General features: G+C 69.1%; 22 protein-coding genes and 1 pseudogene. 19 read left to right on the top strand and 4 right to left on the bottom strand.

The genetic code is table 11. The features are described from left to right. From AB4Z46_RS05860 to AB4Z46_RS05845, 4 genes and pseudogenes are all read left to right on the top strand, one after another. Nucleotides 1-153, top strand: a pseudogene (locus AB4Z46_RS05860) (electron transfer flavoprotein subunit alpha/FixB family protein); the annotation flags it as partial. A gap of 90 nt (nucleotides 154-243) precedes the next feature. Next, on the top strand, nucleotides 244-2,034 hold the full coding sequence (locus tag AB4Z46_RS05855; protein ID WP_442282529.1) for an acyl-CoA dehydrogenase: 1,791 nt from the start codon (nucleotides 244-246) through the stop codon (nucleotides 2,032-2,034). 162 nt (nucleotides 2,035-2,196) lie between these two features. After that, the gene (locus AB4Z46_RS05850) at nucleotides 2,197-3,159 is read left to right on the top strand and encodes an NAD(P)H-dependent flavin oxidoreductase (RefSeq protein WP_442282528.1); all 963 of its coding nucleotides are present in this window, start codon (nucleotides 2,197-2,199) and stop codon (nucleotides 3,157-3,159) included. 199 nt (nucleotides 3,160-3,358) lie between these two features. Continuing rightward, nucleotides 3,359-4,465: an acyltransferase family protein gene (locus tag AB4Z46_RS05845; protein ID WP_442282527.1), complete on the top strand. Its 1,107-nt coding sequence runs from the start codon at nucleotides 3,359-3,361 to the stop codon at nucleotides 4,463-4,465. Nucleotides 4,466-4,548: 83 nt separating this feature from the next. Here AB4Z46_RS05845 and AB4Z46_RS05840 read toward each other — a convergent pair whose 3' ends face one another. Further along, nucleotides 4,549-5,607, bottom strand: a complete 1,059-nt coding sequence (locus AB4Z46_RS05840; RefSeq protein WP_442282526.1) for a glycosyltransferase family 4 protein — start codon at nucleotides 5,605-5,607, stop codon at nucleotides 4,549-4,551. A gap of 102 nt (nucleotides 5,608-5,709) precedes the next feature. Between AB4Z46_RS05840 and cydD the strand changes: the two genes are divergently transcribed. The 5 genes from cydD to cydX are packed head-to-tail and all read left to right on the top strand — an operon-like array spanning nucleotide 5,710 to nucleotide 12,068. After that, nucleotides 5,710-7,368 carry a thiol reductant ABC exporter subunit CydD gene (cydD, locus tag AB4Z46_RS05835; RefSeq protein WP_442282525.1) on the top strand — a complete coding sequence of 553 codons (1,659 nt, stop codon included), beginning with the start codon at nucleotides 5,710-5,712 and terminating at the stop codon, nucleotides 7,366-7,368. A 55-nt stretch (nucleotides 7,369-7,423) separates the two neighbouring features. After that, a complete protein-coding gene (locus tag AB4Z46_RS05830; protein ID WP_442282524.1) occupies nucleotides 7,424-9,118 on the top strand; it encodes an amino acid ABC transporter ATP-binding/permease protein in 1,695 nt (564 codons plus the stop codon). Between the two features lie 30 nt (nucleotides 9,119-9,148). Continuing rightward, the gene (locus AB4Z46_RS05825; RefSeq protein WP_442282523.1) at nucleotides 9,149-10,750 is read left to right on the top strand and encodes a cytochrome ubiquinol oxidase subunit I; all 1,602 of its coding nucleotides are present in this window, start codon (nucleotides 9,149-9,151) and stop codon (nucleotides 10,748-10,750) included. Nucleotides 10,751-10,766: 16 nt separating this feature from the next. After that, the gene (cydB, locus tag AB4Z46_RS05820; RefSeq protein WP_442282522.1) at nucleotides 10,767-11,921 is read left to right on the top strand and encodes a cytochrome d ubiquinol oxidase subunit II; all 1,155 of its coding nucleotides are present in this window, start codon (nucleotides 10,767-10,769) and stop codon (nucleotides 11,919-11,921) included. Nucleotides 11,922-11,945: 24 nt separating this feature from the next. Next, nucleotides 11,946-12,068: a cytochrome bd-I oxidase subunit CydX gene (gene cydX / locus AB4Z46_RS05815; protein ID WP_286367183.1), complete on the top strand. Its 123-nt coding sequence runs from the start codon at nucleotides 11,946-11,948 to the stop codon at nucleotides 12,066-12,068. A gap of 197 nt (nucleotides 12,069-12,265) precedes the next feature. Here the strand turns inward: cydX and AB4Z46_RS05810 are convergent, their stop codons facing one another. Next, the gene (locus AB4Z46_RS05810) at nucleotides 12,266-12,844 is read right to left on the bottom strand and encodes a GbsR/MarR family transcriptional regulator (RefSeq protein WP_442282521.1); all 579 of its coding nucleotides are present in this window, start codon (nucleotides 12,842-12,844) and stop codon (nucleotides 12,266-12,268) included. Nucleotides 12,845-13,156: 312 nt separating this feature from the next. After that, the gene (locus AB4Z46_RS05805; protein WP_442282520.1) at nucleotides 13,157-13,579 is read right to left on the bottom strand and encodes a cupin domain-containing protein; all 423 of its coding nucleotides are present in this window, start codon (nucleotides 13,577-13,579) and stop codon (nucleotides 13,157-13,159) included. Nucleotides 13,580-13,676: 97 nt separating this feature from the next. Here AB4Z46_RS05805 and AB4Z46_RS05800 point away from each other — a divergent pair, with 97 nt between their 5' ends. The 8 genes from AB4Z46_RS05800 (at nucleotide 13,677) to AB4Z46_RS05765 (ending at nucleotide 20,643) form a co-directional block, all read left to right on the top strand. Next, nucleotides 13,677-13,961, top strand: coding sequence for an ArsR/SmtB family transcription factor (locus AB4Z46_RS05800; RefSeq protein WP_442282519.1), 285 nt, complete (start codon nucleotides 13,677-13,679; stop codon nucleotides 13,959-13,961). 86 nt (nucleotides 13,962-14,047) lie between these two features. Next, a complete protein-coding gene (aroC, locus tag AB4Z46_RS05795) occupies nucleotides 14,048-15,172 on the top strand; it encodes a chorismate synthase (RefSeq protein ID WP_442282518.1) in 1,125 nt (374 codons plus the stop codon). Beyond that, nucleotides 15,172-16,347, top strand: coding sequence for an MFS transporter (locus AB4Z46_RS05790; protein WP_442282517.1), 1,176 nt, complete (start codon nucleotides 15,172-15,174; stop codon nucleotides 16,345-16,347). Before aroC ends, AB4Z46_RS05790 begins: the two co-directional genes overlap by 1 nt. Continuing rightward, nucleotides 16,314-16,439 carry a hypothetical protein gene (locus AB4Z46_RS05785; RefSeq protein WP_442282516.1) on the top strand — a complete coding sequence of 42 codons (126 nt, stop codon included), beginning with the start codon at nucleotides 16,314-16,316 and terminating at the stop codon, nucleotides 16,437-16,439. The genes AB4Z46_RS05790 and AB4Z46_RS05785 overlap by 34 nt, the downstream gene beginning before the upstream one ends. A 27-nt stretch (nucleotides 16,440-16,466) precedes the next feature. Next, on the top strand, nucleotides 16,467-17,156 hold the full coding sequence (locus tag AB4Z46_RS05780) for a response regulator transcription factor (protein ID WP_442282544.1): 690 nt from the start codon (nucleotides 16,467-16,469) through the stop codon (nucleotides 17,154-17,156). Then, entirely contained in the window at nucleotides 17,153-18,505 is a 1,353-nt protein-coding gene (locus AB4Z46_RS05775) for a sensor histidine kinase (protein ID WP_442282515.1), read from the top strand. Before AB4Z46_RS05780 ends, AB4Z46_RS05775 begins: the two co-directional genes overlap by 4 nt. Nucleotides 18,506-18,629: 124 nt before the next feature. Continuing rightward, nucleotides 18,630-19,115: a tripartite tricarboxylate transporter TctB family protein gene (locus tag AB4Z46_RS05770; protein WP_442282514.1), complete on the top strand. Its 486-nt coding sequence runs from the start codon at nucleotides 18,630-18,632 to the stop codon at nucleotides 19,113-19,115. 16 nt (nucleotides 19,116-19,131) lie between these two features. After that, complete coding sequence (locus tag AB4Z46_RS05765; RefSeq protein WP_442282513.1) at nucleotides 19,132-20,643, top strand: tripartite tricarboxylate transporter permease; 1,512 nt, start codon at nucleotides 19,132-19,134, stop codon at nucleotides 20,641-20,643. Nucleotides 20,644-20,683: 40 nt separating this feature from the next. On the opposite strand, the gene AB4Z46_RS05760 is transcribed toward AB4Z46_RS05765, so the two are convergent. After that, nucleotides 20,684-21,463 carry an IclR family transcriptional regulator domain-containing protein gene (locus AB4Z46_RS05760; protein ID WP_442282512.1) on the bottom strand — a complete coding sequence of 260 codons (780 nt, stop codon included), beginning with the start codon at nucleotides 21,461-21,463 and terminating at the stop codon, nucleotides 20,684-20,686. A 152-nt stretch (nucleotides 21,464-21,615) separates the two neighbouring features. Between AB4Z46_RS05760 and AB4Z46_RS05755 the strand changes: the two genes are divergently transcribed. Next, the gene (locus AB4Z46_RS05755; RefSeq protein ID WP_442282511.1) at nucleotides 21,616-22,407 is read left to right on the top strand and encodes a 3-ketoacyl-ACP reductase; all 792 of its coding nucleotides are present in this window, start codon (nucleotides 21,616-21,618) and stop codon (nucleotides 22,405-22,407) included. Between the two features lie 22 nt (nucleotides 22,408-22,429). Beyond that, entirely contained in the window at nucleotides 22,430-23,839 is a 1,410-nt protein-coding gene (locus tag AB4Z46_RS05750) for an MFS transporter (RefSeq protein ID WP_442282510.1), read from the top strand. The last annotated feature ends 88 nt before the right edge of the window (nucleotides 23,840-23,927 follow it).

Genomic DNA, 23,927 nt, shown 5'->3' with positions numbered 1-23,927 from the left:
TCGGGCGCGATCCAGCATCTGGCGGGCATGAAGGACTCCAAGGTGATCGTGGCGATCAACAAGGACGAGGAGGCGCCGATCTTCTCGGTGGCCGACTACGGCCTCGTGGCCGACCTGTTCACGGCCGTGCCGGAACTGGTCAAGGCGCTCTGATCCTTCAAGACATGTGAGCCAAAGGGCATCGTTCGCGGTGCCCTTTTTCACATCGGTACGTATTCGGCCAGCAGGCCGCAGGAGACAACCATGAGTTACATCGCTCCCCTCAAGGACATGCTGTTCGACATCGAGCATCTCGCGAACATCGCGCAGGTGTCGCAGATGCCGGGGCTGGAGGACGCGGGCCTCGAGACTGCCCAGGCGGTGCTCGAGGAATGCGCCCGCTTCAACCAGGACGTGATCGCGCCGCTGAACGTGGCGGGCGACCGCAATCCTTCGTCGTTCAAGGACGGCGAGGTGACGACCACGCCGGGCTTCAAGGAAGCCTTCGCGCAGTACGTGGCGGGTGGCTGGCAGGGCCTGCAGCATCCGACGGACTTCGGCGGCCAGGGTCTGCCCAAGACCATCGGCGCGGCTTGCGGCGAGATGCTCAATTCGGCCAACATGAGCTTCGCGCTGTGCCCGCTGTTGACCGATGGCGCCACGGAAGCCTTGCTGACGGCCGGCTCCGACGAGCTCAAGGCAACCTACCTCGAGAAGCTGGTGAGCGGCCAGTGGACCGGCACCATGAACCTGACCGAGCCGCAGGCCGGCAGCGATCTCGCGATGGTGCGCAGCCGCGCCGAGCCGCAGCCCGACGGCAGCTACAAGGTGTTCGGCACCAAGATCTTCATCACCTACGGTGAGCACGACATGGCCGAGAACATCGTCCACCTCGTGCTCGCCCGCGTCAGCGGCGCGCCCGAGGGCGTGAAGGGCATCAGCCTGTTCGTTTGCCCCAAGTTCCTGGTGAACAAGGATGGGTCCCTGGGCGCTCGCAACGACGTGCACTGCGTCAGCATCGAGCACAAGCTGGGCATCAAGGCCTCGCCGACGGCCGTGCTGCAGTATGGCGACCACGGCGGTGCCATCGGCTATCTCGTGGGCCAGGAAAACCGCGGCCTCGAGTACATGTTCATCATGATGAACTCGGCCCGCTACGCGGTGGGCATGCAGGGCATCGCGATCGCCGAACGCGCCTACCAGCACGCGGTGACCTACGCCAAGGACCGCGTGCAGAGCCGTCCGGTCGACGGCTCGATCAACGCCAGCGCGCCGATCATCCATCACCCGGACGTCAAGCGCATGCTGATGACGATGCGCGCCTACACCGAAGGCTGCCGCGCGATGGCCTCGGTGGCCGCGGCCGCCTACGACGCGACGCACCATCATCCCGATGCCGAGACGCGCAAGCAGAACCAGGCCTTCTATGAATACATGGTGCCGCTGGTCAAGGGCTTCAGCACCGAGATGAGCCTCGAGGTGGCCTCGCTGGGCGTGCAGGTGCATGGGGGCATGGGCTTCATCGAGGAGACCGGCGCGGCGCAGTACCTGCGCGACGCCAAGATCCTGACCATCTACGAAGGCACCACCGCGATCCAGGCCAACGACCTCGTGGGCCGCAAGACCGCGCGCGACGGGGGCCAGACTGCCAAGGCGATCGCCGCGCAGATCGAGAAGACCGAAACCGAGCTCGCGAAGCGCGGCAGCGCCGATGCGCAGGCCGTGGCGAAGCGGCTCAAGGCCGCACGCGAAGCTTTCGTCGACGTGGTCGGCTTCGTCGCCGGCCAGACCAAGGCGGCGCCCAATGCGGTGTTCGCGGGCAGCGTGCCCTACCTGATGCTCGCGGGCAACGTGGTGGCCGGCTGGCAGCTGGCGCGCTCGCTGCTGGTCGCCGAGGACCTCGCCAAGGCGGGCACCGACGTCGGCTTCATGAAAGCCAAGATCGCGACGGCCCGCTTCTATGCGGAGCACATCCTGAACAAGGCGCCGGGCATCCGCGACAGCATCGTCGACGGCGCCGACAGCGTCACGGCGCTCGCGCTCGAATCCTTCTAGAGATGTTGCTCTGCCCCAGGTTGGCCCACTTCGCGCGGCCGCCCACCCCTTCACCGGGGGCAACACCTGCGGCCCGGCGGAGCCGGTTCCGCGGTGCTTTCCGAAGGGGCCTCGCTTCGCGGGCCGCTTTTTCCTAGTTCGTCCAACATTTCCGGAGACCCCATGTCCAAGCTGCCGCCCGTGCTCGCCAACCTTCCGCTGCCCATCATCGGCTCGCCGCTGTTCATCATCAGCAACCCCAAGCTCGTGATCGCCCAGTGCAAGGCCGGCGTGGTGGGCTCGATGCCCGCGCTCAATGCGCGTCCCGCGGCGCAGCTCGAGGAATGGCTGATCGAGATCACCGAGGAACTGGCCGCCTACAACAAGGCCAACCCGGACAAGCCCGCCGCGCCGTTCGCCATCAACCAGATCGTGCACAAGAGCAATGACCGCCTCGAGCACGACATGGCGATGGTCGTGAAGTACAAGGTGCCGATCGTCATCACCTCGCTGGGCGCGCGCACCGACGTCAACGACGCGGTCCACAGCTACGGCGGCGTGACGCTGCACGACATCATCAACAACAACTTCGCGAAGAAGGCGATCGAGAAGGGCGCCGACGGCCTCATCGCGGTGGCGGCCGGCGCCGGCGGCCATGCGGGCGTGAAGAGCCCGTTCGCGCTGATCCAGGAAATCCGCCAGTGGTTCGACGGCCCGGTCGCGCTGTCGGGCTCGATCGCCACCGGCGACGCGGTGCTGGCCGCGCAGGCCATGGGCGCCGACTTCGCCTACATCGGCACCGCCTTCATCGCCACCGAGGAAGCGCGCGCGAGCGCCGAGTACAAGCAGGCGATCGTCGACGGCACCTCCGACGACATCGTCTATTCGAACCTCTTCACCGGCGTGCACGGCAACTACCTCGCGCCCAGCATCGTGGCCGCCGGCATGGATCCGGCCAACCTGCCCGAAGGCGACCTGAAGACCATGAACTTCGGCGGCGGCGAGGGCAGCAAGGCCAAGGCCTGGAAGGACATCTGGGGTTCGGGCCAGGGCATCGGCGCGGTCACCGAGGTGGCGACCGCCGCGGCCTTCGTCGAGAAGCTCAAGCGCGAGTACCTGGAAGCGCGGCGCCGCCTCGCCCTGTGAAATGCCCCCCGATGCGCCTGCGGCGCCTCCGAGTCGCTGCCAGAGGCAGCGGCTCTTCGGTTCCGTCCAAGCCTGCGCAGGCAGGCTCGGAGCCGCGGACCTCAGCCCCTCGAGGGGGGCGATACCAAGCCGGTTCCGCGGTATCCCTGGTATGGGATCGCCGAAGAACGTGACGAGAGAGCCTGCAGCATCGAGCCGCATGCCGCTGCTCGATGCGGTCAAGGGCATCGCCTGCGCCCTGATCGTCGGCCATCACCTGGCGCGCTACGGCCCGCTGCAGGAGGGCGCATCGTCGCTGGCGCCGGCGCTGTTCGAATGGCTGGCCCAGGACGGCCGGCTGGCGGTGCAGGTGTTCCTGGTGCTGGCCGGCTTCCTGGCGGCCGGCAGCCTGGCGCCCGATGGCGTGCTGCGGGTCGACCGGCCGCTGGCCCGGGTGGGCCAGCGCTATGGCCGTCTGGTCATGCCCTACCTGGTCGCGCTGAGCTTCAGCGTGCTGGTCGCCGCGCTGGTCCGGCCCTGGCTGGCCGGCGACACGGTGCCGGCCGCGCCGGGGCTGGCGCAGCTGCTGGCGCACGGGCTGCTGCTGCAGGACCTGCTGGGCTTCGATGCCCTGTCGACCGGCGTCTGGTACGTGGCCATCGACTTCCAGCTCTTCGTGCTCGCGCTGGCGGCGATCGGCCTGTCGGAAGTGCTGCAGCGGCGCTGGTCGCTGGGGCCCGAACGCTCACGATGGCTGGTGGCGGGGCTGGTGCTGGCGCTGGTGGTGGCTTCGCTGGCAGTGTTCAACCGGCAGCAGGAACTCGACGCCACCGCGATCTACTTCTTCGGCTCCTACGGCCTGGGCATGCTGGTGTTCTGGATCGGGCGCGCCACCCGCGACAGCACCTGGCGCTATGCCGTGCTGCTGCTGGCGCTGATCGGTGCCGCGGCGCTCGCGCTCGACTGGCGCAGCCGCATCGCGATCGCGCTGGTGACGGCGCTGGCGGTGGCCGTGGTGCAGCACCGCGACGGCCTCGCGCCCGCCGCCTGGCCGCGCTACGGTGCACCGCTGGTGCGGCTCGGCCGCATCTCCTATTCGCTGTTCCTGATCCACTTCCCGGTGCTGCTGCTGGTGAGCGCGGTGGTGAGCCAGTTGCTGCCGGCGACGCCGTGGATCGATCTGCTGGGCCTGCTGGCGACCTTCGTGCTGTCGATCGCGGCGGCGTCGCTGCTGTATCGCTGGGTCGAGTCGCGGCCCGCCACCTGGCGCGCGGTGCTGGGCCTGTTCGCGGGCCTGCTGGTCTGCGGCTTGCTTGTGTCTCGCTAGGCCGGCGCCGGGCCGCCCCAAGGCGGCCTGCGGCCCCCTCGGGGGGCAGCGACCCACACGAAGTGGGGGAGCGTGGGGGCCAGCTAGCCCACCGAACGTTCGTAGGCCGCGGCGTACTGGCGGCCGAGCACTTTCGATGAATTGAGCCCCTGGTGGAAGTCGAAGAAGGCCCGGCCTTCTTCGGCCACCGCCGCCGGATCGGCGAACCAGATCGCCAGCGCCTCGGCCAGGGCGCCGGCATCTCCGAAAGGCAAGGCGTTCGGCAGCTTCCGCTCCGTCGGCAGGCAGTCGCGCGATCCGTCCACGTCGGTGAGCAGCGAGGCGCGCCCCGCGGCCGCCGCTTCGATGGTGACGATGCCCTGGCCCTCGATTGAACTCACGAGGATCGCGAACAGCGATTGCGCATATTCGCTTCGGACGTCGGCCACATAGCCGCGAAAGACGACCCGGTCGCCGAGCCCCAGGGCCTGGCATTTCTGCTCGAGGCTTTGGCGCAACGGGCCTTCGCCGACCAGCACCAGTTCGGCATCGATGCCCCGGTCGCGCAGCAGCGCCCAGGCCTCGATCAGCGTCGCATGGCCTTTGACCGGGACGAATCGCGCCACGCAGATGGCGCGCCGGCGCACCGCGTCCAGGTCGATGGCGGGACATTGCCGAGGGAAAGGGGTCGGATTGCCCAGGATCTCGATGTTCCGCGTGCGCGTGGTGGCGAGGATGTTGTCCCTGACCGAATGCGTGACCGCGATCGCGCGGCGCGGGCTCAGCAACCAGAACGGGGCGGAGAAGCCGTACGTGAGATTGCCGGAATAGAGCACCGGCCGCCGCAGCAGCGGCCGCAGTGCCGTCAGCACCATCGACAGCCGCCGGTGGTGCACGTGGATGAGATCGATGTCCCAGGCGTCCAGCAGGTCCTTCAGGCGCTTGACGCTGCGCCAGAAGACCCGCGGGTGGCCCGACATCAAGGCCAGGTGCTCGAGGCGATCGGTTGCCATCCACGACACGTCCTCTTCTTCGTCGCCGTAGCGGCAGCTGACGAAGTGGTTCTCGATGCCGTAGGGCTGAACGGCCTCGTGGATGCGGCGTATCGCCATCGTCACGCCGCTGCTTCGGTAGTAGTTGGGGTTAATGACGCAGATATTCATGGGCTTCTGGTAGCTTAACGAGCCTCGGCCCGGCAGCGCCGGCCCGCATCCCGTATGATCGACGAGTTTTCAGTAAATCCTGAAATTACAGTAATTTAATACGTGAACTCGTCCACCCGCTCGCTCGCCAGCCTGGTCCAGGGCGCCGCCGCGCTGCTGTGGTTGCCGCAGGCCGCCTTGCTCGCCTGGGCGGTCCAGCGGCTCGGGGCCGGCGAGGGTCTCTCGGCCATGCTGCTGCCGGCGGCCGGCATCCTGCTGCTGGGCCTGGCGCGCGCGGCTGCCGAGGCCTGGGGGGTGCGCCGCGTGTATGCGCAGGCGCGCGTGCGCCTGTCCGGCTTGCGGGCCCAGGTCGCGGCCGCGCTGGCGGCGCGCTCGCCGCTGGACAGCGCGCGTCCGGCCTCCGGCCTGGCCGCCAGCGTGATCGCGGAACAGGCCGAGGCGGTGGTGCCCTACCTGGTGCGCTACGGCCCGGCGCGCTGGCGGGCGATGGTGGTGCCGCTGGTCATCGTGGCGGTCGTGGCCGTCCTGTCCTGGGTGGCGGCCGTGGTGCTGCTGGTCGCGGCCCCCCTGATCCCGGTCTTCATGGCCATCGTGGGCTGGCGCGCCAAGGCCGCGAGCGAGGCGCAGATGATCGAGATGGGCGGCATGAACGGCTTCCTGCTCGATCGCCTGCGCGGCCTGGCGACCCTGCGTTCGCTCGGCGCCGTCGATGCCACTGCGCGGCGTCTGGGCGAAGCGGCGCAGTCCCTGCGCAGCCGCACGATGGCGGTGCTGCGCATCGCCTTCCTGTCGTCGGCGGTGCTGGAGCTGTTCTCGGCGCTGGGCGTCGCGATGGTGGCGGCGTACGTCGGCTTCCATCTGCTGGGCACTTTCGAGTTCGGCACCTGGGGCCGCTCGCTGAGCCTGGGCGAGGGCCTGTTCATCCTGCTGCTGGCGCCGGCCTTCTTCGAGCCGCTGCGGGAGCTGTCGGCGGTCTGGCACGACCGCGCCGCCGGCGAGGCCGCGCTGGCGTCGCTGGACCGGCTGGCCCACGGCGGCGTCGCGCTGCCCGGGGCGTCCGCGGCGTCAGGTCGGCCGGATTCGGCGCCAGGGCCCAGGGATGGGGCGCCCTCGGTCCGGGTGCGCGGCCTCTGCTTCTCGCATGCCGGCGAGGATGCCTTTTTCGAGAACTACGAGTTGCGCGTGGCCGCGGGCGAGCACGTGGCGCTGATGGGCCCCAGCGGCTCGGGCAAGACCGCCTTGCTGAGCCTGATTGCCGGCCTGGTGCCGGCGCAGCGCGGCGAGATCCTGATCGACGATGTGCCGCTTGCCGACGACACCGTGGCCGCGCTGCGCGGGCGCATGGCCTGGATGGGCCAGAAGCCCCACGTCTTCGGTGCTTCGGTGCAGGCCAACGTGGCGCTCGGGCGCGCGGGCGTGCCGGCGGCGCAGGTGGAGGCCGCGATGCGCTTTGCCGCGCTCGACGGCGTCGCCCAGGCCCGTCCGGGTATCGCGCTGGGGGAGGGCGGCAGCGGCCTGTCGGGCGGCGAGGCGGTGCGGCTGGCGCTGGCGCGCGTGGCGGCGCATCCCGAGGCCGACCTGCTGCTGGTCGACGAGCCGACCGCCCATCTCGACAGCGAGACCGCGGAGCGCGTCGCCGATGCCCTGATGCACTTGGCGCGCGGCAAGACCCTGATCGCCGCCACCCACGACCCGGTACTGGCCGCGCGCATGGGCCGCGTGATCCGGCTCGACGAGCTGCCCGCGAGGGAGGCTGCATGAGCCGCCGGGCCGCTCCCAAGGCGAATACCGCAGCGCGGAGCGCGGAGGTCGCCCTATGAGGCTCCTGCGCGACGTTCGGCCGGTGCTGAAGGCTTTCGTGGCTGCGCAGCCGCGCCGTCTGGCCCTGGGCGCGGCGTTGGCGGCACTGACCGTGCTGATGGGCATGGCGCTGCTGGGCCTGTCGGGCTGGTTCATCACCGCCACCGCGCTGGCCGGCCTGCAGGCCGCGACCGCGCTGCGTTTTGATGTCTTCATGCCGTCGGCCGGCATTCGCCTGCTGGCGCTGGGCCGCACCGGCTCGCGCTATGCCGAGCGGCTGGTCACGCACGACGCCACCTTCGCGGTGCTGGCCGCGCTGCGCGAGCGACTGTTCCGCGGCTGGGCCCGGCCCGAGGCCGCACGCCGGCTGCTGGCCCGGCCGGCCCGGCTGCTGTTCCGCCTGACCGCCGACATCGACGCCCTCGAGTCCTTCTACCTGCGGCTGCTGGTCCCGGCCGGGGCGGCGCTGGGCGCGGCGCTGCTGGCCGGCGTCGTGCTGGGGGTCATGAACGTCTGGATGGGCGCCGCGCTGGCGCTCTGGCTGATCGTCGCGGGCTGGGGCATCGCGCTCGCCGTGGCGGCGCGCGCGCGGCCGGCGGCGGTGCGGCGCGCACATGCGATCGAAGCCCTGCGGGCCCGCGTCGCCGATCTGGTGGCCGGCCAGACCGAGCTCGTCATGGCCGGCCGGATCGATGCGCAGCGCGAAGCCCTGGCGGTCGCCGATCGCCATCTGGCGCGGGCGGACCATGCGCTCAACCGACTCGAAGCCCGGGCCGGCATGGCCTACGGCATGGCCGGCACGCTGACCCTGGTCGGCGTGCTGCTGGCGGCGGGCGCGCTGGTGGGCGAGGGCGCGATCGGCGCGCCGGCCGCGGCGCTGGCGCTGCTGGTGGCCCTCACCGCGATCGAGCCCTTCGCCGGCTTGCGCCGCGGCGCGCTCGAGGCCGGCCGTGCCTGGCTGGCGGCGCGGCGGCTGGCGCCCCGCATGGCCGATGGCCCGCCGGCCGCCACGGCGCCGGTCGCGCCGTCCGAGATGGGACTGGCGCTTCGCCTGGCGCGGGTGAGCGTGGTGCATCCCGGCAGCCGCGTTGCAGTGCTGCACGACATTTCACTGGATCTGGCCGCCGGCGAGCGCGTCGCGCTGGTCGGGCCCAGCGGCGCCGGGAAGTCCACCTTGATGGCGGTGGTCGCAGGCGAACTCGCGGCCGCGTCCGGCGAGGTGCGCAGCGCACCGCATTGCCTGCTGACCCAGCGCACGGAGCTGTTCCAGGACAGCCTGCGCGACAACCTCCGCCTGGCCGACCCAGCGGCCGAGGACGACCGGCTGTGGGCCGCATTGCAGGCCGCCGGCCTGTCCCGGGAAGTGCGGACCATGGCTGCAGGCCTCGACACCGCGCTCGGCGAGGGCGGCCTCGGCCTCTCGGGCGGGCAGTCGCGGCGGCTGGCGCTGGCGCGCCTGCTGCTGCGCGACGTCCCGCTCTGGCTGCTGGACGAACCGACCGAAGCGTTGGACACTGCGGCCGCGACCGACGTGCTGCGGCGCCTCGATGCCCAGGCCGCGGGCCGCACGCTGCTGATCGCGACGCACCTGCGGCGCGAGGCGGCGCTGGCGGACCGCCTGATCTCGATGCAGGACGGCCGGATCACGGCCGACCTGCGGCGCGGCTCGCCGGCATTCGATGCGGCACTGAAGGCGCTGCGGCCGGACTGAGAAACGAAGAACACGAAAGGAACCCCCCCCATGGACCTCGACATCGTCGCCCTCTCCCGATTGCAGTTCGCCCTCACGGCGCTGTATCACTTCCTGTTCGTGCCGCTCACCATCGGCCTGGCCGTGATCCTCGCGATCATGGAGACGGTTTTCGTGATGACCGGCCGCACCATCTGGCGCGACATGACGAAATTCTGGGGCGTGCTGTTCGGCATCAACTTCGCGATGGGCGTGGCCACCGGCATCGTGATGGAGTTCCAGTTCGGCATGAACTGGAGCTACTACAGCCATTACGTGGGCGACGTCTTCGGCGCGCCGCTGGCCATCGAGGGCCTGATGGCCTTCTTCCTCGAAGCCAGTTTCGTCGGCCTGTTCTTCTTCGGCTGGGACAAGCTCTCCAAGGTGGCGCACCTGATCGTCACCTGGTTGGTGGCGATCGGTTCCAACTTCTCGGCGCTGTGGATCCTGATCGCCAACGGCTGGATGCAGAACCCGGTCGGCGCAGCCTTCAATCCGCAGACCATGCGCATGGAGGTGACCGACTTCGCCGCGGTGCTGACCAACCCCGTGGCCCAGGCCAAGTTCGTGCACACGGTGTCGGCCGGCTACACGGTGGCGGCCATCTTCGTGCTCGGCGTCTCGGCCTGGTATGTGCTGAAGGGCCGGCACCTCGAACTCGCCAAGCGCTCGATGACCGTGGCCGCCTCCTTCGGCCTGGCGGCGGCGCTGTCCGTGGTGGTGCTGGGCGACGAGAGCGGCTATCTCTCGACCGAACACCAGAAGATGAAGGTCGCCTCGATCGAGGCGATGTGGAAGACCGAGCCGGCGCCGGCCGCCTTCACCGCCTTCGGCTTTCCCGACCAGCGCACCCGCGAGACCCACTTCGCGGTCCACATCCCGATGCTGCTGGGGCTGATCGGCACGCGCTCGCTGACCAAGGAGGTGCCGGGCATCGAGGACCTGGTCGCGCGCGCCGAGGGCCACATCCGCGACGGCATCAAGGCCTACGACGCGCTGCAGACCATCCGGCTGGCCAAGAGCGATGCCGAGGTGCCGCCGGCGGCGCGGGCGACCTTCGAGGAGCACGGCAACTTCATGGGCTACGCGCTGCTGCTCAAGCGCTATGTCGACGATCCGCGGCAGGCCACGCCCGAGCAGATCTCCAAGGCCTCGTGGGACCTGGTGCCGCCGGTGTTCTCGCTTTATTGGGCGTTCCGCATCATGGTCGGGCTCGGCATGTTCTTCATCCTGCTGACCGCCACCTTCTTCGTGCTGTCGGCCCGCCGCCGGCTGGACGCCCATCCGTGGCTGCTGAAGGTCGCGGTGTTCGCCATCCCGCTGCCCTGGGTCGCGGCCGAGATGGGCTGGATCGTGGCCGAGCTCGGCCGCCAGCCCTGGGTGATCGAAGGCGTGCTGCCGACGGCGGTGGCGGTGTCGAACATCGGCGCGACGACGCTGCTGATCACGATCTTCGGCTTCGTGGCGATCTACACCGTGCTGTTCCTGATCGAGATGAAGCTGATGCTCAAGGCGATCCGCAAGGGGCCGCAGGAGCACACCCTGCCATCGCCTTCCGCCTACCGCGCCGAAGCGGCCAAGCTGCCGCCCGGCTCCCTGGCCGCCGGCGATTGAACCTGGAGCAACGAACATGATCCTGCACACTCTTCTTTCCTACGAAGTCCTGCGCCTCATCTGGTGGCTGCTGCTCGGCGTGCTGCTGATCGGCTTCGCGGTCACCGACGGCTTCGACCTCGGCGTCGGCATGCTGCTGCCTTTCGCCGGCCGCGAAGAGCTCGAGCGCCGCGTCATCATCAACAGCATCGGCCCGGTCTGGGAGGGCAACCAGGTCTGGCTGATCCTCGGCGGCGGTGCGATCTTCGCGGCCTGGCCCCAGCTCTATGCGGTGTCCTTCTCGGGCTTCTACCTGGCCATGTTCGCGATCCTGGTGGCGCTGATCATGCGGCCGGTGGCCTTCAAGTTCCGCAGCAAGCGCGACGACCCGCGCTGGCGCGCGCGCTGGGACCTGGCGCTCTTCATCGGCGGCTTCGTGCCGGCGCTGATCTTCGGCGTCGCGATGGGCAACGTGCTGCGCGGCGTGCCGTTCCGCTTCGACCGCGACATGCACATCTTCTACGACGGCTCCTTCTTCGGCCTGCTGAATCCGTTCGCGCTGGTGTGCGGGCTGGTCTCGGTCGCGATGCTCGTGATGCACGGTGGCGCCTGGCTGGTGCTCAAGACCGAGGGCGCCGTGGCCGAGCGTGCGCGCCGCTACGGCAGCGTGGCGGCGGTCGCGACCGTGGTGCTGTTCGCGCTGGCCGGCGTGCTGCTGTGGTACTTCGTCGATGGTTTCCGCGTCACCAGCGCGCTGCCCGCGGACGGGCCATCGAACCCGATGCTCAAGACGGTCGAGGTCCATTCGAGCGCGTGGTTCACCAACTACGCGGCGCGTCCGTGGCTCTATGTCGTGCCGGCGCTGGGCCTGGGCGGCGCGCTGCTGGCGCTGGTCGGCCTGCAACTGCGGCGCGAGTTGCTGGCGCTGCTGGCGAGCGCACTGTCCATCGCCTGCATCATCCTGAGCGTGGGCGTCTCGATGTTCCCGTTCATCCTGCCGTCGTCGATCGATCCGCGCGCCAGTCTCACGGTGTTCGATTCCTCCTCGAGCCACCTGACGCTGTTCATCATGCTGGTGGTGACCGGCATCTTCATTCCGATCATCGTGGCCTACACGAGCTGGGTCTACGCCGTGCTGCGCGGCAAGGTGGACGCCGAGGCGATCCGCGAAGACCGCGGCCACGCCTACTGATCAACGAAACAAGGGAATCCGACCATGTGGTACTTCGCCTGGATCCTGGGACTGCCGCTCGCCGCGACCTTCGCGGTGCTGAACGCGATGTGGTACGAATTGATGGACGACGAGGCCATCCGGCACGACAAGCTGGATAAGCCTTAGCTCGCCCCCAGGTTGCCCGGCACTTCGTGTCCGGGCGCCTCGAGTCGCTGCCAGAGGCAGCGGCCCTTCGGAGCCGTCCAAGCCTGCGCAGGCAGGCTTGGAGCCGCGGCTCCTCAGCCCCCTGCCGGGGGCAACACCAGCGGCCCGGCCAAGCCGGTTCCGCGGTGTTTCACCAACGGGCCGGGCTGCGCCGGCCGCTATTCCTTTGAGGCGGGGCGGGCCTTGGCGGCGCCGGTCAGGCGGTCCTTGAGGCCGAGCACCTTGGTCACGGTCGCGCCCATGCCCATCAGTTGCATCGCGGTCTCGGGCGCCAGGCGCTGCACGTCGTCGAACCAGGTCATGAGCCGGTCGATCAGGTCGTGCATCTCGCGCATGCGCTGCTGGGCGTGGCGCTCGGCCTCGCTCTCGGGTTCCTCGAGCAACGCCATGCGCAGCATCGACAGCGTCGGCTCGATCTCGCGCCGGCGCCGCTCCTCGGCCAGCACCCGGAAGATTTCCCAGACGTCGGCCGGCGCCTCGAAATACTCGCGCCGGTCGCCCGGATGATGGCGCAGCCGCACCAGCCGCCAGGCCTGCAGCTCCTTCAGGCCGGTGCTCACGTTGGAGCGCGAGAACTCCAGCAGCTCGGCGATCTCGTCGGCGTTGAGCGCGCGCTCGGAAAGAAAGATCAGCGCATAGATCTGGCCGACCGTGCGATTGATCCCCCATTTGCTGCCCATCTCGCCGAAGTGGGCGACGAACTGGCGGTTCAGGGGTGGCAGGGAAGCAGTGGGCATCGGCCGATTCTCGACCGAATTTGCTGAAGCTTCAAGAAAGACTGAAATATGGCTCGCTCCCCCAGGTCGGCTCACTTCGTGTAGCCGCCCACCCCCAACCGGCGCGCCGCGCTGCGGCCCGGCAAAGCCGGTTCCGCCGCGGCCCCCGAACAGGCGCGCTGCGCTCAGCCGAAATTAGATGCAGATTCGATTCGGCCGGCGCAGCCAGGCCCGTTGGTGAAACACCGCGGATCTGGCTCTGCCAGTCCGCGGGTGTTGCCCCCGGCAGGGGGTGGGCGGGCTACACGCAGTGAGCCCAACCTGGGGGCGAGCCTATGCCCAAGGCGTTGGCTGCGGGACCTCGCAGGCCGGCTCGACGTCGACGCTCCTGAAATCGGCCGGCGACACGATTTCCAGGTATTCCATGTCGGGCGAATAGTCGAACAGGTAGTGCCGGATGCCCGGGCGCTGGTGCACCACGTCGCCGGCCTCCACCAGCGTCTCCTGGTCCTCGTACATGAAGCGGGCCCATCCCTTCACCATGATCACGATCTGGAAGTCCGCCTCGTGCCGGTGCCACCCGGTGCCCGTTTCCGGTGCCATGTTGGCCTTGACCAGGTGCGCGATCACCTTGCCGTTCGTGGCCTGCGCGATGCCGAGGTCGCGGTACAGGAAAAAGTCGCGCAAGCCGCCCGAGACGTACTCGGTGTCGCCAGGCTTCACGTGGGAAAACGTCGTGTCGGTACGGTCCGGCATGTGCGCTCCTTCGAAGAGTGATGCTGCGCTGCAACAGGCATAAACCGTTCCTGCGCGCGGCTTGACAAGGCCGCGCGGCGACTTGAAACTAAACCATATGGTTCACTCTGATGCCGATACCCTCGACGCCATATTTGCCGCGCTTTCGGATGCGACGCGCCGCTCGGTGCTCGAACGGCTCGGCGAGGGGCAGGACCTCACGGTGAGCGAGTTGGCGCGGCCGCACGGGATGTCGCTGACCGGCTTCATGAAGCACCTGCGGGTGCTCGAGAACGCCGGCCTGGTGTCGCGCACGAAGGAGGGCCGCATCGTGCGTTGCGCGCTCTCTCCCGAGCCCATGCAGGAGGCCGCCATGTGGTTGTCCCGTTGCGAGAAATTCTGAGATGGTGAAGCTGGAGGCGTTGCTCGGCACAGGGCGCTGACGGCGTCGGCGCAGGGGGAGGCGAGTTTGTTGGGATAATCCCCGGCATGAGCGGCAACACCTTCGGCACCCTTTTCGCGGTCACCAACTTCGGTGAATCCCATGGCCCCGCAATTGGCTGCGTCATCGACGGTTGCCCGCCCGGCATGGCGCTCAGCGAGGCCGACATCCAGGGCGACCTCGACCGGCGCCGCCCGGGCACCAGCCGCCACGTGACGCAGCGCAACGAGCCCGATGCGGTCCAGATCCTCAGCGGCGTGTACGAAGGCAGGACCACCGGCACGCCGATCGCGCTCCTGATCCAGAACACCGACCAGCGCAGCAAGGACTACGGCCAGATCGCGCAGCAGTTCCGTCCCGGCCACGCCGACTTCACCTACTGGAAGAAATACGGCATCCGCGACCCGCGCGGCGGTGGCCGCTCCTCGGCCCGCCTGACCGCGCCCATGGTCGCGGCCGGCGCGGTGGCCAAGAAGTGGCTGTTCGAGAAGTACGGCACCCGGTTCCGCGGCTGCATGGCGCAGATCGGCGACATCGTGATTCCCTTCGAGAGCTGGGAGCATGTGCCGAACAATCCCTTCTTCGCGCCGGTGGCTGACGTGTCGCAGATTGAGGCCTACATGGATGCGCTGCGCAAGGCCGGAGACTCCTGCGGCGCCCGCATCCGCGTCACGGCCTCGAAGGTGCCGGTGGGCCTCGGCGAGCCGCTGTTCGACAAGATGGATGCCGACATCGCCTGGGCCATGATGGGCATCAACGCGGTCAAGGGCGTCGAGATCGGCGCCGGCTTCGCCAGCGTCACGCAGCGCGGCACCACGCACGGCGACTCGATCACGCCGGAGGGCTTCGAGAGCAACAACGCGGGCGGCGTGCTGGGCGGCATCAGCACCGGGCAGGACCTCGAGGTGAGCATCGCGATCAAGCCGACCAGCTCGATCATCAGCCCGCGCCAATCCATCGACGTCAATAACCAGCCGGTCGAGGTCGTCACCAAGGGCCGGCACGACCCCTGCGTCGGCATCCGGGCCACGCCGATCGCCGAGGCAATGCTGGCACTGGTCGTGATGGAGCACGCGCTGCGCCACCGCGCGCAGTGCGGCGACGTCAACGCGCCCGAGGGCCCGCCGTCCAGCGGCCAGGACCATCCGTCGCCGCAAGCGTCCTTCCTCTAGTGTCCGCGCCGCCCGCCGCGGGGGGCCGCGGCCACCTGCTGGCCTTCGCGGCGCTGTCGGCGAGCTACTTCGCCCACATCGGCTTCTTCAACCCGTACCTGCCGCTGTGGCTCAAGGAACTCGGGCTGCCGATCTTCGTCATCAGCCTGCTGACGTCGGTGCAATCGGTCACGCGCGTTTTCGCGCCCTATGCGTGGGGTGCGCTGAGCGACCACACGGGCCAGCGCGTGAAGCTGCTGCGCTTCAGCGCCGCGGTGGCGCTGGTCTCCTCGTTCGGCCTCTGGTGGAACGGCGGGCCCTGGTGGCTGATGCTGGTGCTGCTCGTGATGTTCACGCACACCAGTTCGATGATGTCGCTGACCGAGGCGGCCATGGCGCATCTGGTGGCCGGCGACTGGGGCCGCTACGGCCGCATCCGGCTGTGGGGCTCGGCGGGCTTCCTGGTCACCGTGTTCTTTGCCGGCGAATGGTTCGAGCGCTTCGGCATGCGGCACTTTCCGGCCTGGGCCGGCGGCACGCTGGCGATCGTGCTGATCGCGACCCTGCGGCTGCCCGACGTGCGCGAACCGGTCGCGCACCATGCGCAGGCCAGGGAACCGGTCGGCCCGGTGCTGCGCAATCCCGCGGTGCGCTGGTTCTTCGTCTCGCTGTTCTTCCAGGTGATGGCGCATTTCGCGGTCTACGGCTTCCTCTCGCTGTACCTCGACTCGCTGGGCTACGGCAAGGGCACGATCGGTCTCCTGTGGGCGCTGTCGGTGGTGGCCGAGATCGTCTGGTTCTTCCTGCAGGGGCGGCTGCTCGGCCTGCTGTCGATGCCGCGCTGGCTCCTCTTGTGCGGCATCGCGGCCGTGCTGCGCATGGGCATCACGGCCGGCTGCGGCCAGTGGGTCTGGGCCCTGGTCGTCGCGCAGGCGCTGCACGCGCTGTCGTTCGCGGCCCATCACACCACCTGCATCGCGATGGTGTCGCGCCATTTTCCGGGGCGGCTGCGCGGCCGCGGGCAGGCGCTCTTCACCGTCACGGGCTATGGCCTCGGCGGTGTGCTCGGCGTGCTCGCCGGTGGTGCGATCGCGCAGCACTTCGGCTATGTGGCGATGTTCGGCGTGGCGACCGTGGTGGCTGCGATCGCGAGCGCCTGCGCGTGGCAGGCGCAGCGGCTGGAGGCTTCGGCCTGACAGGCGATCGCGACCTGCTCGTACTGGCCGGCTCGGCCTCGTTCGACATCGTCTCGATCGAGGATTTTCTTGCCGGCTTCGACCCGGCCTAGAGGGAGGAACGATTGAACAACACCATGATGTGGCGCTGCCTCATCGTCGAGGACGACGCCGACAGCGCACGCTATATCGCGAACGGCTTTCGCGCGCTCGGCCATGTGGCGGTGATCTCTTCCGATGGCGCCGACGCGTTGGGCCGCCTGACCCGCGAGGCATGGGACGTGGTGATTCTCGATCGCATGCTGCCGAATGAAGTGGACGGACTGTCGATCCTGTCGACGCTGCGCGCGCTCGGAAAGAAGACCCCGGTGCTGGTGCTCAGCGCGTTGAGCGCCCTCGACGAGCGGGTGCGCGGTCTCAAGGCGGGGGGCGACGACTACCTCGGCAAGCCCTTTGCCTTCTCGGAGCTGGTCGCGCGCGCCGAGGCCCTGGTCCGGCGCACCCGCCCGGGGCCCGAGGTCCGGACGCTGCGCATGGCGGACCTGACGCTGGACCTGGCGCGGCGACGCGTCGAGCGCGGCGGCAGGCCCATTGCGCTGCAGCCGCGCGAGTTCCGGTTGCTCGCCTACCTGATGATGCATCCGGGACAGGTCCTCACGCGCACGATGCTGCTCGAGGCCGTGTGGGACTATCAGTTCGATCCGCAGACCAACGTCATCGACGTCCAGGTCAGCCGCTTGCGCAGCAAGCTCGACGTCGATGCCGCTGCGAGCCTGATCCACACGGTGCGCGGCATCGGCTACCGCATGGCACCGGACCCGGAAGAATGAGGGGGAGGCTGCGCCGCCTCTGGCGCTCGGTCGGCTTCAGGCTCGCGTCTTTCTTCGGCTTCCTGGTGGCCGTGACCATGCTCGTCGCCCTCGGCGTCGTCTACCTGCAGACCGTCGGGGTGATGCACGCCCGCATGGAGCGGCAGATTTCGCTCGTGGTGCAGCAGTTGGCGCTGCGCTTCGACGAAGGCGGCAGCGAGGCGGTCGCGGCCGAAGTGGGCCGTGCGCTGTCGGACCGGCACGACGCCGACAGCGAGGTCTACCTGCTGACCGACAGCGACGGCCGCGTGATCGTCGGCAACCTCGACAAGGTGCCGGCCGCGCCGCCGGGCGCCGGCGCCCAGCGGCGGGTCGAACGCGACGGCGAGACCATCACAGCCCGCATCGTCACGCATCGGTTTCCGGATGGCGGCCTGCTGGTGGTCGGCCACGATCTGCGCGACCAGCAGGCCGTCGAATCGATGGTGGGGAATGCCAGCGCGGCCGCGGGCCTCGTCGCCATGCTGCTGGTGATCGGAGGCGTCTTCGTCTTTCGGGAACAGCTGGAGCGCAGCGTCGGCGAGGTCCGGCGCACTGCGGCACGCATTGCGGGCGGGGATCTGCACGAGCGGGTGGCGCTCTCGGGAACCGACGACGAGTTCGAATTGCTGAGCCACGAGATCAACGGCATGCTGGACCGCATCGAATCGCTGATGGACGGTGTTCGCCATGTCTCGGACACCATGGCGCACAACCTGCGCACGCCGCTGACCCGGGTTCTGTTGCGGCTGCGCAAGGCGCAGCAGGACGGATCGAGCGCGCAGGAGCAGGCGATCGCCGACGCCATCGGCGAGCTCGAAGGGCTGGCGGTGATGGCGCAGAAGCTGCTGCAGATCGCCGAGGCCGAGGCCGGCGCGCGGCGGCGGCACTTCGAGGCGATCGCGCTCGACGTGCTGGTCGAGGAGGTGGTCGAGCTGTATGACGCCGCGGCGCAGGCGCAGGGCCTGGTTCTTCGGCGCGAGCCCCTGGAGCCGGTCCGCGTGCTGGGCGATGCCGACCTGCTGGTCGGCGTGGCCGGCAACCTGCTCGACAACGCCTTCAAGTACGCCGGCGCCGGTGCGCTCATCCGCATCGGCACATGCCGCGTCGGCGACCGTGCCGTGCTGGTCGTGCAGGACGACGGGCCCGGCATCGCGCCAGCCGACCTCGAGCGGATCGGCATCCGTTTCGTTCGCCTGGACACCCGCCTTCCCGGCCACGGGCTGGGCCTGGCGAGCGTACGCGCCGTGGCGGCCCTGCACGGCGGCAGCGTCCGCTTCGCCGATGCGAATCCCGGGCTGATCGTGCAGGTCGAACTGCCCGCGCGCTGAAGGCCGGCGCCGGGCTGCCGGGCGCCGCACCGAACATTGCCGAACGGCAATGTTCCGGTCACGCGCAAGAGGCCTTGGCCTTCCTACGATGGCGGTCGAACGACACCATCGAGGAGACAGAGTTTTGAACATCAAGAGCCAGAGGGACTTCTTCGCGGGCGCGATCTTTTGCGCCTTCGGCGTGGCCTTCGCGTGGGGCGCGACCACCTACAACGTCGGCACTGGCGCGCGCATGGGGCCCGGCTACTTTCCGCTGATCGTCGGCATCCTGATCGCCATCATGGGGGCGCTGATCGTCCTCAAGTCGCTCAGCGTCGAGACCGAGGACGGCGAACCGATCGGCCGCATCGCCTGGCGGCCGCTGGCCTTCATCATCGGCGCCAACCTGGTGTTCGGCGTGCTGCTCGGCGGCCTGCCGGGCATCGGCCTGCCGCCGATGGGCCTGATCGTCGCGATCTATGTGCTGACCTTCATCGCCAGCCTGGCCGGCAGCCAGTTCAATTTCAGGGCGGTCACTCTCCTGGCCACCATTCTTGCGGCGGGCAGCTACTTCGCTTTCGTGGTCGCGCTCAAGCTGCAGTTCCCGGTCTGGCCGACCTTCATCGCCTGAGAACAAAAAAAACTCCATGGACCTGATCACCAATCTCTCGCTCGGCTTCGGCGTCGCCTTCACGGCCCAGAACCTGATCTATGCCTTTGTCGGCTGCCTGCTCGGAACCTTGATCGGCGTGCTGCCGGGCATCGGCCCGGTCGCCACCATCGCGATGCTGCTGCCGGCGACCTACGCGCTGCCGCCGGTCTCCGCGCTCATCATGCTGGCCGGCATCTACTACGGCGCCCAGTACGGCGGCTCCACCACCGCCATCCTGGTCAACCTGCCGGGCGAATCGTCCTCGGTGGTGACCGTGATCGACGGCTACCAGATGGCGCGCAGGGGGCGGGCGGGGCCTGCGCTGGCCGCGGCCGGCCTGGGTTCGTTCTTCGCCGGCTGCGTCGGCACGCTGATCCTGGCGGCCTTCGCGCCGCCGCTGACCGAGCTGGCCTTCAAGTTCGGCCCGGCCGAGTACTTCTCGCTGATGATCCTGGGCCTGATCGGCGCCGTGGTGCTGGCCTCGGGCTCGCTGCTCAAGGCGATCACGATGATCCTGTTCGGCCTGGCGCTCGGCCTGGTCGGCACCGACGTGAACTCGGGCGTGGCGCGCTTCAGCTTCGACATCCCCGAACTCACCGACGGCATCGGCTTCATCGCGATCGCGATGGGCGTCTTCGGTTACGGCGAAATCATCGGCAACCTGGCGATCCCGGACGACGAACGGGAGGTGTTCACGGCCAAGGTCAAGGGCCTGATGCCGACCCGGCAGGACTTCAAGGACATGACCCCGGCGGTGCTGCGCGGCACCGCGCTCGGTTCGGCGCTCGGCATCCTGCCCGGCGGCGGCGCGCTGCTGTCGGCCTTCGCGGCCTACACGATCGAGAAGAAGATCAAGCTCAAGCCCGGCGAGGTGCCCTTCGGCAAGGGCAACATCCGCGGCGTCGCGGGCCCGGAGTCGGCCAACAACGCCGGCGCGCAAACCTCCTTCATCCCGCTGCTGACGCTGGGCATCCCGCCCAACGCCGTGATGGCGCTGATGGTCGGCGCGATGACGATCCACAACATCCAGCCCGGCCCGCAGGTCATGACCAGCAACCCGGAACTGTTCTGGGGCCTGATCGCCTCCATGTGGATCGGCAACCTGATGCTGATCGTGCTGAACCTGCCCCTGATCGGCATCTGGATCAAGTTGCTCACGATCCCCTACAAGTGGCTGTTCCCGGCCATCGTGCTGTTCTGCGCCGTCGGGGTCTACTCCGAGAACAACAACACCTTCGATGTCTGGATGGTGGCGATCTTCGGCATCGTCGGCTACGGCTTCCTCAAGCTCAAGTGCGAGCCGGCGCCGCTGTTGCTGGGCTTCATCCTGGGGCCGATGATGGAAGAGAACCTGCGCCGCACGCTGCTGCTGTCGCGCGGCGACTGGAGCGTGCTGATCACCCGGCCGTTGTCGGCCGGGCTGCTGCTGGCGGCGGCGATGCTGCTGGTCGTGGTGCTGCTGCCGGCGGTCAAGGCCAAGCGCGAGGAAGCCTTCGTCGAGGAGTGAGTTTGAGGGGGCGGCGCCGCAGGCGCGGCGGGGGTGTTTCCTAGATGATCGGCCGCAGCGACTCGGCCACTTCGCGCAGCACCGGCAGCAGCTTCTCGGTCATCTGTTCTCCCGGGTACACCTGGCGCTGGACCGTCACGCTCAACGCGTACTGGCACTGGCCCTTGCGGTCCTTCAGCGGCAGGGCGAGGCCGCAGAGGCCGAAGTTGAGGTACTGGTCGGCTTGCCAGTAGCCCAGCCGGCGCGCCGTCAGCACGTTGTCGCGGAACTCGGCCGGATCGACCACCGTGAAGCCGGTGAAGCTCGCGAAGTCGTGTGCCGCGAGCCAGGCGTCCAGCCGGGCATCGTCGTAGGTCGAGAGGATCGCCAGGCCCTGCGACACGACGTGCGCCGGCACCCGCGCGCCGGGATGGAAGCCGATCGACACCACCCGCGGCGAATTGCTGCGCGACAGGTACACCACCTCGTGCCCGTCCAGCGTGCCGACGTTCAGCGTCTCGCCGCACTGCATCGAGGCCCGCTGGATGAAGGGCTGGGCGATGCGCGGCACCCGCGCGCCCTCCATGAAGGCCTGGCCGAGCCGCAGCACGCGCGGCAGCAGCCAGTAGTACTTGCCGTCGGTGGCGGCATAGCCGTAGTGCACCAGGCTCAGCAGGTAGCGCCGCGCCGCCGTGCGCGTCAGCGCGGCGCGTTCACCGGCCTCGGTGGCCGTCAGGCGAGGGCGGTCGTCCGCAAAGGCCTCGATCACGCGCAGGCCCTTTCCGAGGCCTTCGATGAGGAGCTTGCGGTCGATCGGAACAGGCTCGGCGTCAGGCGTCATGGCTGGGGAAAACCCGGTTTTCGTGCGATGAATAAACGGATGCGATCAATGATCGCTCGCGACCTGCCTCGGCGGCGTTGTGGAGAACCCTGAGCCGGATCACAGTCGCCATCTGCGGTCGACAAAGGCCGCGCGACTTCAGGAGACACGGCATGAAAACGAAAGATCCGGAGCCCCGCCGCGTGGCGGTCGTGACCGGTGGCGCCGGGGGTATCGGCGGCGGCATCGTCGCGGCCCTGGCCGAACGGGGCTTCGACGTGGTGGTCTGCGACCTGGCGATCGGCGCGGCCGCGAAGGACGCCCTGGGCACGCAGGTGGCGCCGCCGGCCCGGCTGGCCTTCGTCGAAGGCGATCTCGCCGACCTGGCCGGCCACCCCGCGCTGGTGCACGCGATCCATGCCGCCTTCGGCCGCGTCGACTGCCTGGTCAACAACGCCGGCGTGTCGGTCAAGTCCCGGGGCGACCTGCTCGACGTCACGCCCGAGAGCTACGACCTCAACTTCGCGGTCAACACGCGCGCCGCCTTCTTCCTGACGCAGGCGGTCTGCCGCCGGATGCTGGCCGACGGCATCGCCCTCGGGGAAAGCCAGCGATCCGTGGTCTTCGTCTCGTCGTCGAACGCGGCCATCGCGGCGCCCGAGCGCGGCGAGTACGCGATGTCGAAGGCGGCGGTGTCGATGATGAACCAGCTGTTCGCGCTGCGCCTCGCGCCGCACGGCATCGCGGTGTACGAGGTCCGCCCGGGCCTGATCCGGACCGCGATGACCCGGGTGGCGCAGGCGCGCTTCGACGGGCTGCTCGCCGAGGGCTTCACGCCGATCAATCGCTGGGGCCAGCCGCAGGACGTCGGACGGGCCGTGGCCACGCTGGCCTCGGGCGACCTGCCATTCACCACCGGCGCCGCGCTTCCGGTCGACGGCGGCATGCACATCCACCACTACTGAACCCTACCCACAGGAGAGACAAATGAGCAATCCCAAGGACCACGAGCCGCAAGGCAGGCACCAGTCGAGAAAGGCCGCGGCCAGCGGCTGGATCGGTTCGGCGCTGGAGTACTACGACTTCTTCATCTACGCCACGGCGGCGTCGCTGATCTTCCCGCAGATCTTCTTCCCCTCGGGCAATCCGCGGATCGCGATCATCGCCTCGCTCGCGACCTACGGCGTGGGCTACGTGGCGCGGCCGATCGGCGCCTTCGTGCTCGGCCACTGGGGCGACACCCGCGGGCGCAAGCACGTGCTGCTGCTTTGCATGTTCCTGATGGGCTTCTCGACCATTGCGGTCGGTCTGCTGCCGACCTACGCGCAGGTCGGCCTGTGGGCGCCGGCGCTGCTGGTGGTGCTGCGCCTGATCCAGGGCTTCGCGGTGGCCGGCGAGATCGCCGGGGCCAGCTCGATGATCCTCGAGCACGCGCCCTTCGGGCGCCGCGGCTTCTTCGCGAGCTTCAGCCTGCAGGGCGTGCAGGCCGGCCAGATCATGGCCGCCGCGGTGTTTCTCCCGCTCGCGCACTTCATGCCGGAGGAAGCCTTCCTGTCGTGGGGCTGGCGCATCCCGTTCCTGCTGAGCTTCATCGTGATCGTCGCCGGCTACATCATCCGCCGCGAGGTCGACGAGACGCCGGCCTTCGCCCAGGTCGACCAGCAGCAGGCGCTGCCGAAGGCGCCGATCATCCAGGCCTTCACCAACAGCTGGCGCGACATGCTGCGCGTGGTCTGCGCGGCGCTCATGAACGTGATCCCGGTGGTGGCCACGGTGTTCGGCGCTGCCTACGCGGTGCAGCCGGCCTACGGCATCGGCTTCCAGAAGGACGTCTACCTGTGGATTCCGGTGCTCGGCAACATCCTGGCCGTGGTCGTGATTCCCTTCGTCGGCAACCTGTCGGACAAGGTCGGGCGCAAGCCGCCGATCGTGATCGGCGCGCTCGGCGCCGGGCTGCTGTCCTTCGGTTACCTCTACGCGATCAGCATCCACAACGTGCCGCTGGCGATCGGCATGTCGCTGCTGATGTGGGGCATCGTCTACCAGGGCTACAACGCGGTCTTCCCGAGCTTCTACCCGGAGCTGTTCCCGACCCGCACGCGCTGCTCGGCGATGGCGATCTCGCAGAACATCGGCACCACCATCACGGCGCTGCTGCCCGCGCTGTTCGTCGCCGTGGCGCCTCCCGGCTCGACCAACATCCCGCTGACCATCGGCGCGCTGACCTTCGGCATCACGATCATCTCGGCGCTGGCGGTGCTGAGCGCACGGGAGACCTATCGGGTCCACATGAACGACCTGGGCAATCCCGATGCGGTGCCGGTGCCGAAGCCGGACTACGAGCGGATGCGCGCCAAGACGCTGGCGGATGCGAAGATCGCGAGGGCGGCGGCTTGAGTGCCCCCACGCTCCCCCACTGCGTGTGGGTCGCTGCCCCCCGAGGGGGCCGCAGGCCGCCTTGGGGCGGCCCGGCGCCGGCCTAAGT

It is taken from the genome of Variovorax sp. M-6, from assembly GCF_052114385.1.
GTDB lineage: Bacteria > Pseudomonadota > Gammaproteobacteria > Burkholderiales > Burkholderiaceae_C > Variovorax.
This window is presented reverse-complemented; position numbering and strand designations above follow the sequence as displayed.

Bases quoted from the DNA above. Each gene is read 5' to 3' on its own strand.
- AB4Z46_RS05825 (WP_442282523.1), top strand. From the start codon at position 9,149: ATGGACCTCGACATCGTCGCCCTCTCCCGATTGCAGTTCGCCCTCACG.
- AB4Z46_RS05850 (WP_442282528.1), top strand. From the start codon at position 2,197: ATGTCCAAGCTGCCGCCCGTGCTCGCCAACCTTCCGCTGCCCATCATC.
- AB4Z46_RS05775 (WP_442282515.1), top strand. From the start codon at position 17,153: ATGAGGGGGAGGCTGCGCCGCCTCTGGCGCTCGGTCGGCTTCAGGCTC.
- AB4Z46_RS05810 (WP_442282521.1), bottom strand. From the start codon at position 12,844: ATGCCCACTGCTTCCCTGCCACCCCTGAACCGCCAGTTCGTCGCCCAC.
- AB4Z46_RS05845 (WP_442282527.1), top strand. From the start codon at position 3,359: ATGCCGCTGCTCGATGCGGTCAAGGGCATCGCCTGCGCCCTGATCGTC.
- AB4Z46_RS05830 (WP_442282524.1), top strand. From the start codon at position 7,424: ATGAGGCTCCTGCGCGACGTTCGGCCGGTGCTGAAGGCTTTCGTGGCT.
- AB4Z46_RS05755 (WP_442282511.1), top strand. From the start codon at position 21,616: ATGAAAACGAAAGATCCGGAGCCCCGCCGCGTGGCGGTCGTGACCGGT.
- AB4Z46_RS05805 (WP_442282520.1), bottom strand. From the start codon at position 13,579: ATGCCGGACCGTACCGACACGACGTTTTCCCACGTGAAGCCTGGCGAC.
- cydB (WP_442282522.1), top strand. From the start codon at position 10,767: ATGATCCTGCACACTCTTCTTTCCTACGAAGTCCTGCGCCTCATCTGG.
- AB4Z46_RS05780 (WP_442282544.1), top strand. From the start codon at position 16,467: ATGTGGCGCTGCCTCATCGTCGAGGACGACGCCGACAGCGCACGCTAT.
- AB4Z46_RS05840 (WP_442282526.1), bottom strand. From the start codon at position 5,607: ATGAATATCTGCGTCATTAACCCCAACTACTACCGAAGCAGCGGCGTG.
- cydX (WP_286367183.1), top strand. From the start codon at position 11,946: ATGTGGTACTTCGCCTGGATCCTGGGACTGCCGCTCGCCGCGACCTTC.
- AB4Z46_RS05750 (WP_442282510.1), top strand. From the start codon at position 22,430: ATGAGCAATCCCAAGGACCACGAGCCGCAAGGCAGGCACCAGTCGAGA.
- AB4Z46_RS05800 (WP_442282519.1), top strand. From the start codon at position 13,677: ATGGTTCACTCTGATGCCGATACCCTCGACGCCATATTTGCCGCGCTT.
- aroC (WP_442282518.1), top strand. From the start codon at position 14,048: ATGAGCGGCAACACCTTCGGCACCCTTTTCGCGGTCACCAACTTCGGT.
- AB4Z46_RS05760 (WP_442282512.1), bottom strand. From the start codon at position 21,463: ATGACGCCTGACGCCGAGCCTGTTCCGATCGACCGCAAGCTCCTCATC.
- AB4Z46_RS05855 (WP_442282529.1), top strand. From the start codon at position 244: ATGAGTTACATCGCTCCCCTCAAGGACATGCTGTTCGACATCGAGCAT.
- AB4Z46_RS05765 (WP_442282513.1), top strand. From the start codon at position 19,132: ATGGACCTGATCACCAATCTCTCGCTCGGCTTCGGCGTCGCCTTCACG.